Below are 11,446 nucleotides of genomic sequence, written 5' to 3'. Positions count from 1 at the left end.
GTGGAGGTTGTGCCCACGTCACTCCGTCCCGAAGCGGCGGACGAGGTCGAGTGGGTGCCCGAGCTGATCGACTGGTACACGGCCACGGCGCGCGAGCTGCCGTGGCGGCGTGCCGGATTCGGGGCGTGGGGCGTGCTGGTCAGTGAGTTCATGCTGCAGCAGACCCCCGTGAACCGCGTCGTGCCGCGTCTCGAGGCATGGCTCGAGCGCTGGCCGACTCCCGCGGCGTTGGCAGCGGATGCTCCGTCCGAAGCCGTGCGGCAATGGGCGAACCTCGGCTATCCGTGCCGCGCCCTCTGGCTGCATCGCGCGGCGGTCGAGATCACCGATCGGCACGGCGGGATCGTGCCGGCCGACGTCGACGCGCTGCTCGCCCTCACAGGAATCGGCGACTACACGGCACGGGCCGTCGCCGTTTTCGCGTACGGTCTGCGCGAACCGGTCGTCGACACCAACACCCGGCGTGTCCTCGCCCGGGTCGTCGCGGGACGCTCCCAGCCCGGCCCCGCGCATCGCCGCGATCTGGACGATATGCGTGCCGTGTTGCCCCAGGATGTCGCACGCTCTGCCATCGTCAATGCCGCGACGATGGAGCTCGGCGCTGTGGTGTGTGTGGCGCGCTCACCGCGGTGTGACGGGTGTCCGATAGCTCGATCCTGCGCCTGGCGCGCGGCGGGCTACCCGGACACGGGCGACACTCGGCCGCTCCAAGCGCGATACGCGGGCAGCGACCGGCAGGCGCGCGGTGCCGTTCTCGCGGTCCTGCGCGCGGCCGACGGTCCGGTGACGCTCGACGAGATCATCCCCGATTGGCCGGATGCGTCGCAGCGCGACCGCGCGATCGATTCGCTCATTGCGGACGGCCTAGCCGAGGCATCCGACGGCCTTCTGCGTCTGCCGGGCAGCTGAGGCACGCCGCGCGCGCCCGCCGTCCCGGGACATCATCCCCACAGCGACTCACCGAGCGCGCCGGTTGCCACCCAGTCCGCCCGTTTCTCGCGCCCACAACCGGCGCACTCGGCGAGAACCGGCGCACTCGGCGAGCAATCAGGCGTCGGCGTCGGGGGCTGCCTCAGCGTCAGCGAGGTCCGCGTCATCAGCGGGGTCCGCGTCATCAGCGAGGTCCGCGTCATCAGCGGGGTCTGCGTCATCAGCGAGGTCGCGGGGCTTGACGTACGGGTCGGCGTCGCCGGCGTACTGTGCCGACGCGGCGAGGCCCGCCACGGCGGCGTCGCGTTCGCGCGCCTCGCGCAGCAGCGCCGAGATCGCGTCGGCGCTCTCGGGCAGAGCGTCTTCGATGAACGTCAGCGACGGGGTCAACCGGGTGTTCAGGTGCTTGCCGAGCTCTGAGCGCAGGAGCCCGGTCGCGGAGGCCAGAGCCTTGCCGCTATCGGCGCGCTCTTCTTCGGACCCGAGCACCGTGTAGAACACGCTCGCGTGTTGCAGGTCGCCGGTCACACGGACATCGGTGATGGTCACGAACCCGAGCCGCGGGTCGCGCAGTCCCTTCTCGAGACGCTCGGCGAGAACCACTTTGATGCGGTCGGCGACGCGCGCCGCTCTCTCACTTGCCATGTTCCTACTTCTTTCTCATCACCAGCCCACCGCGCAGTGAGCGCGTGGAGAACGACGGAGGTTCCGGATGTCGGCGGCGGAAGCATCGGGTTAGGTTCCCGCTCTGCTTCCACCACCGGCATCCGGAACCGGAGCCGATGTGGGTGCGGACGATTTCCCGTCCGCACCCCGATCAAGATCAGCCGCGCGGCTTCTCCACCATCTCGGTCGTCTCGATCTCGTCGCCGATCTGGATGTCGTTGAACTTACCGAGTCCGATACCGGCCTCGTAGTCCGTGCGCACCTCGGTGACGTCGTCCTTGAAGCGACGCAGCGACTCGATGGCCAGGCCATCGGCGATGACGACACCCTCGCGGATGACGCGGGCCTTCGCGTTTCGGGTGATCGTTCCGCTGCGGACGATGACACCGGCGATGTTTCCGAACTTGGAGGAGCGGAACACCTCGCGGATCTCGGCCACACCCGACTGCTTCTCTTCGAACTCCGGCTTGAGCATGCCGGTGAGGGACTGCTCGACGTCGTCGATCGCGTTGTAGATGACGGAGTAGAAGCGAACATCCACGCCTTCGCGGGCGGCACGCTCGCGGGCCTTGGCATCGGGCCGGACGTTGAACCCGATCACGATCGCGTTGTCGATCGTTGCGAGGTTGATGTCGGACTCCGTCACCGCACCCACACCACGGTGGATGATGCGCAGCTGCACCGAGTCGTCGACCTCGATCTTGAGGAGCGACTCTTCGAGGGCCTCGACGGCACCCGAGACGTCACCCTTGATGATGAGGTTGAGCGATTCGACCTTGCCCTCTTGCAGAGCACGCGTGAAGTCCTCGAGCGAGATACGCTTGCGCGCCTTCGCCAGGGCAGCGTTGCGCTCAGCAGCTTCACGCTTCTCAGCGATCTGGCGCGCGAGGCGGTCTTCGTCGGTGACGATGAACGTGTCGCCGGCGCGGGGCACCGAGTTGAGTCCCTGCACCTGCACGGGCCGCGACGGGTAGGCCTCGAGCACGGGCTCGCCGTTCTCGTCCGCCATCGCACGCACGCGGCCGTAAGCCGTGCCCGCCACGATCGCGTCGCCGACCCGGAGCGTTCCCGACTGGATGAGGACGGTGGCGACCGAACCGCGGCCCTTGTCGAGCTTCGCTTCGATCGCGACACCGCGGGCAGCCTTGTTCGGGTTGGCCGTGAGATCCAGGCCCGCGTCGGCCGTGAGAAGAACCGCATCCAGAAGATCCTGGATGTTGGTGCCCTTGGTGGCCGACACATCCACGAACATCACGTCTCCGCCGTACTCCTCGGCGACCAGACCGTATTCGGTGAGCTGCTGACGAACCTTGGCCGGGTTGGCGTCGGGCTTGTCGACCTTGTTGACCGCCACGACGATCGGCACACCGGCCGATTGAGCGTGGTTGAGAGCCTCGACCGTCTGCGGCATGATGCCGTCGTCGGCCGCGACCACCAGGATCGCAAGGTCGGTCACCTGCGCACCACGTGCACGCATGGCGGTGAACGCCTCGTGACCCGGGGTGTCGATGAAGGTGATGGCGCGTTCGATGCCCTCGTGCTCGGTCCACACCTGGTAGGCACCGATGTGCTGCGTGATGCCACCGGCCTCGCCGGCGACGACGTTGGCCTTGCGGATCGCGTCGAGCAACTTGGTCTTACCGTGATCGACGTGACCCATGACGGTGACGACGGGGGGACGGATTTCGAGATCGCTCTCGTCTTCGTCGGCCAGCTCCTGATCGAGGTCGAGACCGAAGCTCTCGAGGAGCTCCTTGTCTTCGTCCTCGGGAGAGACCATCTGAATCTTGTAGCCGAGTTCTTCACCGAGGACCTCGAAGGTTGCCTCGTCGAGCGACTCCGTCGCGGTCGCCATCTCACCCAGGTTGAACAGGATGGTGACGAGCGTGCCGGGCTGCACGGTGTAGCCGGTGATGTTCTCGATCTTGTCGGCGAAGTCCGAGATGGATGCACCACGGCGCATCCGGATCGTCTGCCCGTTACCGCGCTGGACGTTGACGCCACCGACGACCGGGGCATCCCTCATCTCGAATTCCTGGCGCTTGGCCCTGCGCGACTTGCGCTGCTTGGACTTGCCGCCACCCTTACCGAAGGCACCTGCCGTGCCACCGCCGGGGCCACGGCCGCGGCCGCCACCACCGCCGGGGCGACCTGCGAAGCCACCGCCGCCGGGGGCACCCGCACCGGGCGCGCCGGGTCGGAAGCCACCGCCGCCGGCACCGCCGGGGCGACCGGGGCCGCCGGGACGCTGCTGGAACGGGGCGCCACCGGGGCGACCGGGACCGCCGGGACGACCGGGGCCGCCGGAACGCGGTGCGCCGAGACGCGGGGCGCCGGGTCGCGGCGCCTGCGGGCGCGGGATGTTGCCGGGCGTCGGGGACGGGCGCTGACCCATGCCCTGCGCGCTGGCGAACGGGTTATTGCCGGGGCGCGGTCCTGCCGGACGCTGTCCCATGCCCTGCGCGCTCGCGAACGGGTTGTTACCCGGGCGCGGTGCTCCTCCGGGACGCGGGGGCGCCGAGGCGTCACCGGATGCTTCGGCCGCGGGTGCCGCGGGTGCCTCTGCAGCTGCGGGCGCATCTGCCGGGGCAGCGGGAGCCTGTGCGGCGGGCGCCGCGGGGGCTGCCGGTGCCGGTGCGGCCGCGGCGGGCGCCGGGGTCGCGGGCGCCGGGGCGGGAGCAGCCGGGGCGGGAGCGGCCGCGGGTGCAGCCGGCGCCGCCGGGCGCACGGGACCGGGACGACCGGCCGGGCGCGGGGACGACGACGCGGCGGCGGGCGCCGGGGCCGCAGGCGCGGCTGCGCCCTCGGCCTCGAGCGCTTGGCGAAGCTTGCGAGCCACGGGGGGCTCGATCGTGGACGAGGGGCTCTTGACGAACTCGCCGAGCTCTTTGAGCTTGGCCAGCGCGACTTTACTGTCGACGCCGAGCTCGGAAGCGATCTCGTGTACGCGTGGTTTGGAAGCCACAATTCTCCTGTCTGGGTCCACCCAGGCAGGGCAGACCGTTAGTCGCGGACGGGACTCATTCTGAGCCGTTCACTTTGTTTCCATAGCCGTTCAGCCTGTTCTCTAACGTCTGCGTGTCGAGTGGCCCCGAAGCACGTAGTGCTCGTACGAACGCGCGGCGCCGCAGAGCGGAATCCACGCAGGCGGGTGTCTCATGCACCCACGCACCCCGACCCGGCATCGACCCACGCTCGTCTGGGACGAGATGAGAATTGATGGAAACGACCCTGAGAAGGGCCGACCGGGGGGCACGTGCGCGGCATCCGACACACGTCCGTACAGGTTCCATCTTACACCTCCGAGGCCCCGGTCGTTGAGCGAGCGTAGCCCCGGTCGTTGAGCGAGCGAAGCGAGACGAAACGGCGACGTGGGAGATTTCGTCTCGCTACGCTCGCTCAATCTGGAGTCGTAGCGCATCAACGCGGCTTCGCCACATTGATCCCCTACGACTCCAGGATGCTGTCGGGCTGAATGTCGATCTTCGCGCCGGTCAGCTTGGCCGCGAGCCGCGCATTCTGGCCCTCTTTGCCGATCGCCAGCGACAGCTGATAGTCGGGAACGAGAGCACGAACGGCCTTGGTCGAGGCATCCAGAATGAAGCTCGACGTCACCTTCGCAGGAGACAGCGCATTGCCCACGAACTTCGCCAGTTCGGGGTCATAGTCGACGATGTCGATCTTCTCGCCGCCGAGCTCCTCGGTGACGGCGCGCACGCGACGCCCCATCTCGCCGATGCACGCACCCTTGGCGTTGATCGCGGGGTCGTTGGCCCGTACCGCGATCTTGGTGCGGTGCCCGGCCTCGCGGGCGAGCGAGATGATCTCGACGAGCCCCGACGCGATCTCGGGCACTTCGAGCGCAAACAACTTGCGGACGAGACCCGGATGCGTGCGCGAGACCGTGATCGACGGGCCCTTCGGCCCCTTGCCGACGCTCGTGACGTAAACGCGCAGACGCGAGCCGTGCGGGTACGCCTCGCCGGGCGACTGTTCTTCGGGGGGCAGGATGGCCTCGACCGAGCCGAGATCGACGTGAATCATGCGCGGGTTGGGTCCCTGCTGCACGACACCGGCGACGATGTCGCCCTCTTTACCCTTGAACTCCCCGAGCACCGCGTCATCCGCGATGTCCCGGAGCCGCTGGCCGATGACCTGCTTGGCGGCGAACGCGGCGATGCGACCGAAGTCGTCGGGAGTGGTCTCTTCTTCGCCGATGACGGCGTCGTCGTCGTCCGTCACGGGAATGAAAACACCGACATGGCCGGTCTTCCGGTCCATCACCACACGGGCACCATCCGGCGCCTCGCCCGAGGGCGACGTGTGCTTGCCGTAGGCGGTCAGAATCGCCTGCTCGATGATGCTCACGAGTTCGTCGAAGGGGATTTCCTTCTCCCGCTCGATCGTCTTCAGCAGTCCGAGATCGATATCCACGGAGACCTCCCTATTCAGCTCTCGTCAACGCGTCACACGCGTCGACATCCCGCCTACTTTACCGGATGTCATCACGAGAAGCCGGTGCGGATGAGTGCGGCGCCGCCGCATCGTTGCTACAGTCCGGTGCATCCGCACGCGGCCGCACTCTCGGGCAAGGTAGCCCCGTTCGTGTTGCGACCGTTGTGAACTCGAAATGTAGGCGAAACGCGCTTCGGCTTTCATCAACCTGACGAAAAGCTGAAGAAACCCTGAACACGGAAAGCGGTCGATCTATGGACATCATGGCGTTCCTGCAAAGCATCTTCCTTCAGATCGACTTCTTCACCTGGGGGTGGTCGCTGATTCCGATGCTCGTCATCTTCGGCATCGTCTTCACGATCTCGACGAGATTCATCCAGCTGAAATACTTCGGGCGCATGTGGCGGGTCCTCGGCGGCGGCGACAAAGTGGCCGATCCCGACCAGATCAGCGCGCGCCAGGCGCTCGTCGTCTCGATCGGCGGTCGCGTCGGCGGCGGAAACATCGCGGGCGTGGCGGTCGCGATCACGCTGGGTGGCCCCGGCGCCGTCTTCTGGATGTGGATGATCGCCCTCGTCGGCATGGCGACGAGCCTGATCGAGTGCACGCTGGCGCAGGCATTCAAGCGCCGCATGCCCGACGGATCATTCCGAGGCGGGCCAGCCACATACATCCGTCACGGCCTCGGCAAGAGCTTCCAGTGGCTCGTGATCATCTACGCGGTGAGCCTGCTGGCCTCGTTCGCTCTCGGGTTCAACGCCTTCCAGGCGAACACGGTCGCGGGTGCGGTGGAGAACACCTTCTCCATCGATCGTTGGATCACCGGGATCGTGATGGCCGCGCTCGCGGGCGTCATCGTCTACGGCAGCATCCAGCGCATCGCGAAGGTCGCCGACGTGATCGTGCCCGTCATGGCCATCGTCTACCTGCTGATGGCTCTCATCGTCATCGCCGTCAACATCACCGAGGTCCCGGCCATGATCTGGACGATCCTCCAGAACGCCTTCGGCTTCGAATCCGCCGTCGCCGGCGGAATCGGTGCGGCAATCGCCAACGGACTGCGGCGCGGCCTCTTCTCCAACGAGGCAGGTCTCGGTTCGGCTCCGAACGTCGCGGCCACCGCCTACGTCAAGCACCCGGTCAGCCAGGGCATCACCCAGATGCTCTCGGTGTTCGTCGACACGATGCTGGTCTGCTCGGCGACCGCGTTCGTCATCCTGCTCAGCGGTGCCTACGTTCCAGGAAACGAGGAGGTCGACGGCATCGTGCTCACCCAGACAGCCCTGGCCGACAGCCTCGGCGACTGGACCCTGTATGTTCTGACGTTCTCGATCCTGCTCTTCTCGTTCAGCTCGATCATGTACAACTACTACCTCGGTGAGACGGCGCTGCGAGAACTCACCAAGAGCAACATCGCCACCCACATCCTCCGCTGGGCGGTCATCGCGATCGTCCTCATCGGAGCGATCGCTCCGGGAGCCACCGCGGTGTTCTTCTTCTCCGACCCGCTCATGGGAGTGCTCGCGGTCGCGAACCTCATCGCGATTCTGGCGATGCTGCCCACAGCACTGCGATTCGTGTCGGACTACGTGAGCCAGGTGAAGGCCGGAGTGGACCGACCGGTATTCAACGTCGCGGAGTTCGCCGACCTCGACCTCGATGTCACGGCATGGGAAGACGTCGACGTGGACACAGACGTCGTCAAGGAGAAAGTCCGCAAACGATAGGGGCACCGCCGCCCTGGTGTCCTGAAGGTGTCCATCGGCTCGGCCGGCCAGACCTAGGCTGAGCCGATGGACACCGATGCCCCGAAGCGCGTTGCGCGCGAGGCGACGACTGTGCCGTGGTTCCGCGGCCTGGCGCGGCTCGGATATGTCTCGAGCGGCATCGTGCACGGCTTGATCGGCGCCATCGCCCTGATCGTGGCTCGCGGGGGCGATGCAGTGAGCGATCAGACGGGCGCGCTGCGGGCCATCGCCGTGCTTCCCCTGGGGTTCACGCTGCTCTGGATCATCGCCGCGGGATTCTTCGCCCTGGCCGTCTGGAAGATCGCCGAGGGCGTGCTGGTCTACCGCGAGAATCCGGTGCAGAGATGGGGCGGACGCGTGGGCCAATGGGGACAGGCCGCCGTTTTCGCCGTGTTCGGCACCGTCGCGGCCGCCATCGCACTCGGCGCGCAACTGAGCAGCGAGCGCGCGGCGGAAGCACTCAGCGGCGGAGTCCTGCGGATCCCCGGTGGGGCATTCCTGCTCGTCGGAGTCGGCATCGGCGTCGGCATCACCGGGGTTTCTTTTCTCGGCATGGGCGTGCGGCGCAGCTACCGCACGCAGGTCTCGGTTCCGGACGGCTGGCTCGGCACCCTCGTCGACGCCCTCGGGATCGTCGGGTTCGTCGCCAAGGGCATCGCCCTCATCGCGATATCGGTGCTGCTCGTGATCGCCGCGATCCGGGACGAGGCGAGCACGGCCGGCGGTCTCGACGGCGCGCTCGGGGCTCTTCTCGCGCTCGCCCTCGGTCCATTGCTCGTCGGCGCTATCGGCGTCGGTTTCATCGCCTACGGGATTTTCTGCTTCTTCCGCGCGCGCTACGCGCGCCTGTGATCCTGGCTCCGGCGATCCTTAGCACGCGCGCTGGTCGGCGTCGAGACCCGCGCTTCCCCTGCGTGAACGGCTCCGGTCGCGCGTAGCCTCGGGGGCATGGCCCCTGACGTCGCAGACTCCGCCGAGCAAACGGCTCGCAAGGCGGCATCCCATCCCGCATTCCGCACCCTCGCGCGGACCGGCTACGCCGCCAACGGTGTGGTGCACATCCTGATCGGCGCGATCGTGCTCGCGGTCGGCGCGGGTGGAGGTGGCGAGTCCGACCAGACCGGAGCTTTCCGCGCGATCTCGGAAGCACCCCTGGGGTTCGTCGCCCTGTGGATCCTGACGATCGGGCTCGCCGCCCTGGCCCTCTGGTACGTCATCGAGGGCGTCCTGGTCGACGAGGATGACGCGCGAAAGCGTTGGGCGAAGCGCATCGGCGAGTGGGCGAAGGCGATCGTCTACGCCGCGATCGGCTACAGCGCGGCCTCGGTCGCCCTGGGTGCCGGGTCGAGCGGTGACGAGAGCGCACAGGACGCCAGCGGCACTGTCCTGTCGCTGCCCGCCGGTCCCCTGCTCCTCGGCGTCGCCGGCATCGTCATCGTGGTGATCGGGGGCGCGTACGTCGTGAAGGGCGCGACACGCAGCTTCCGAAAGAAGCTCCGGATGCCCGGGGGCACTGCCGGACGCGTCGTGACAGCCCTCGGCGTCGCGGGCTACATCGCGAAGGGTGTCGCCCTCGCGATTGTCGGCATTCTGGTCGTCACGGCGGCGGTACAGGTTGATCCCACCGAGGCGGGTGGGATCGACGAGGCGATAGCTTCACTGGTCGCGCTCCCCTTCGGGCCCTGGCTCGTAGCCGCGGCCGGCGTCGGGTTCATCGCGTACGGCGTCTACTGCTTCTTCCGCGCCCGCTACGCGCGTCTCTGACCACGACGGGGACGCCGGTCAGGCCGGGCAGTCATTCGCCGCGGCCGTGACGGGCACGCCATCGAATCGCGCCTGCGTCCAGCGCATCATGGTCGAGAGCAGCGGCGAACCGGGCAGCATCGGGCCCGTGTGGTCCATCCGATCGAACACGCGCACCTGCAGGGCCTGCCCCTCGGCGCATCGTTCTTCGACGAAACGCTCGTACAACATGGACGGGATCACCTCGTCCCGGCCTCCCCACGCCACGAGCACCGGGGATGTCCAGGGTCCCGTCGCCGAGTTCTGCGCCAACCGCTCGCCCAACGCTCCCGCCGTCAGGTCGGTGTCGTAGAGGGGCCGATCGGCCGAGACCCCGAGCGCGGCGAGCACCGACACGACGACGCCGGGCTCGGTCGGGCAGCGCTGTGTCATCTCACGCACGATCGAGCGCCCGCCGGGCGCGACGTAGTCCGAGATCTCGACATCGGGATACGTGTCGGCGTAGGGCACCAGCACCCACGAGATCAGCACCGACAGGATCGCCGAATCCTGAGTCCGGGCCAGCTCCGCGGCGAGGGCCAGGGGGTCGGCCGCGGGCGAGATCGCCACGGTCCCCTGCACGCTCAGTTCGGGTGCGTACTCGGGCGCGACCTGACTCACCCAGAGCGCGGCATGGCCGCCCTGCGAATGCCCCCACACCACGACCTCCGGCGAAAGCCACATACCGTCCGCGTCGTCGGCCGCACGCACCGCGTCGATGGCCGAGCGAGCCTCGCCCTCACCGATCAGGTAGGGGAAAGTACCCGGTGCACCCTGACCCGTGTAGTCGGTCGCGACGACGACCCAGCCCGCCGCCAGGGCGCGATCGATCGCGGGGATCGCCCATCGTGTCGCCGAGGCATCCGCGAGGCTCGGGGCACACCCCCGCGCGACGCCGGTGGTGCCGTGATTCCAGATGATGACGGGGCGCGGGCCCGGGGGCATCTCGGTGGGCGAGATGACCAATCCGCTCGCCAGCGCACGGTTTCCGAAAGTGTCCGTTGTGCTGTACAGGATGCGTCGCACCTCGCCGCCGACCGGGGTGCGTCCGTTGTACGCACCCTCGCGCAGCAGCGTGCCGGGGGCGGTCGGGGGGCCGTCGGGGGCGTCGTAGAAAGCATCGACGACGGGCGCGCCGTCGGCCAGCCACGTGCTCACCCACCAGGACCCGCCCGCGAGCCCGAGCAGCACTGCTGCGAGCGCGTACCGGCCGACCGCCGCCCAGACGATCCCGCGGCGGTTTCCGGTCGTCTCACCGGGGCGCGCAGAACGTCCTCGAATCCGCCGCGACGCGCGCCAGGTCAGGACCGACCCGAGCACCAGCGTCCGCAACCCGAATGCGATCGCCACCACGAGCAGGGTGACATCCGGCCACAACAGGGCGAGCAGGCCGAAGACCACCTGCGCCGCACCCGAAGCGCCGGCCAGCACCCTCTCGCTCACCCGCCCGCGGAACAGACCGATGAACGCCCCGAGCCCGCCGAGCACCAGCAGTCCAGCGATCAGCTCGGGCAACAGGTCGAGATTTCGTCCGAGCCAGAACAGGATCACGCCACCACCGATGATCCACAGGACGGCGAGGAGGATGTTCGCCCGGCGGGGAACGTCGCGTGGCGCGATCAGGTCCATCGCACCGGAGGCGATGGCGCTGATCCCGATATAGATCGCCAGGACCCACAGCGAGGTCAACGGGCGGGTGACGATGAAGACGCCGAGCACCATCAGTCCGAGTCCGACGACGACGCCCACCCACGCGGGCGCGCGGCCCACGAGCCGGCCCACCCCGCCGCGTCGCGGCACGGGCGCGCGCGGGGCCCTCGGCTCGTCAGTCACTCGGGCAATGCTAGATCGACTTCCGGCGTACC

9 protein-coding genes are annotated in these 11,446 nt (G+C 68.2%); 4 read left to right on the top strand and 5 right to left on the bottom strand.

Going from position 1 to position 11,446, the window contains the following annotated elements; all coding sequences use genetic code 11:
• Positions 1-9: 9 nt before the first annotated feature.
• A complete protein-coding gene (locus ACXZ1E_RS14865; RefSeq protein WP_458351984.1) occupies positions 10-909 on the top strand; it encodes an A/G-specific adenine glycosylase in 900 nt (299 codons plus the stop codon).
• Between the two features lie 138 nt (positions 910-1,047).
• On the opposite strand, the gene rbfA is transcribed toward ACXZ1E_RS14865, so the two are convergent.
• The 4 genes from rbfA to nusA all read right to left on the bottom strand — a co-directional run bounded on the left by rbfA (position 1,048) and on the right by nusA (position 6,030).
• Positions 1,048-1,575, bottom strand: coding sequence for a 30S ribosome-binding factor RbfA (gene rbfA, locus ACXZ1E_RS14860; protein ID WP_458041225.1), 528 nt, complete (start codon positions 1,573-1,575; stop codon positions 1,048-1,050).
• A 178-nt stretch (positions 1,576-1,753) separates the two neighbouring features.
• The gene (gene infB, locus ACXZ1E_RS14855; RefSeq protein WP_458041224.1) at positions 1,754-4,561 is read right to left on the bottom strand and encodes a translation initiation factor IF-2; all 2,808 of its coding nucleotides are present in this window, start codon (positions 4,559-4,561) and stop codon (positions 1,754-1,756) included.
• A 55-nt stretch (positions 4,562-4,616) separates the two neighbouring features.
• Positions 4,617-4,889, bottom strand: a complete 273-nt coding sequence (locus tag ACXZ1E_RS14850) for a YlxR family protein (protein ID WP_458041223.1) — start codon at positions 4,887-4,889, stop codon at positions 4,617-4,619.
• Between the two features lie 154 nt (positions 4,890-5,043).
• A complete protein-coding gene (gene nusA, locus ACXZ1E_RS14845; RefSeq protein WP_458041222.1) occupies positions 5,044-6,030 on the bottom strand; it encodes a transcription termination factor NusA in 987 nt (328 codons plus the stop codon).
• A 275-nt stretch (positions 6,031-6,305) separates the two neighbouring features.
• Between nusA and ACXZ1E_RS14840 the strand changes: the two genes are divergently transcribed.
• From ACXZ1E_RS14840 to ACXZ1E_RS14830, 3 genes are all read left to right on the top strand, one after another.
• On the top strand, positions 6,306-7,778 hold the full coding sequence (locus tag ACXZ1E_RS14840) for an alanine/glycine:cation symporter family protein (protein WP_458041221.1): 1,473 nt from the start codon (positions 6,306-6,308) through the stop codon (positions 7,776-7,778).
• 66 nt (positions 7,779-7,844) lie between these two features.
• A complete protein-coding gene (locus tag ACXZ1E_RS14835) occupies positions 7,845-8,651 on the top strand; it encodes a DUF1206 domain-containing protein (protein ID WP_458041220.1) in 807 nt (268 codons plus the stop codon).
• Positions 8,652-8,747: 96 nt separating this feature from the next.
• Positions 8,748-9,563 (top strand): DUF1206 domain-containing protein, encoded by an 816-nt coding sequence (locus ACXZ1E_RS14830; protein WP_458041219.1) that lies wholly within the window; start codon positions 8,748-8,750, stop codon positions 9,561-9,563.
• Positions 9,564-9,581: 18 nt separating this feature from the next.
• On the opposite strand, the gene ACXZ1E_RS14825 is transcribed toward ACXZ1E_RS14830, so the two are convergent.
• On the bottom strand, positions 9,582-11,414 hold the full coding sequence (locus ACXZ1E_RS14825; RefSeq protein ID WP_458041218.1) for a lipase family protein: 1,833 nt from the start codon (positions 11,412-11,414) through the stop codon (positions 9,582-9,584).
• Between the last annotated feature and the right edge of the window lie 32 nt (positions 11,415-11,446).

The organism is Pacificispira sp. HM-600 (assembly GCF_977993705.1).
This window is presented reverse-complemented; position numbering and strand designations above follow the sequence as displayed.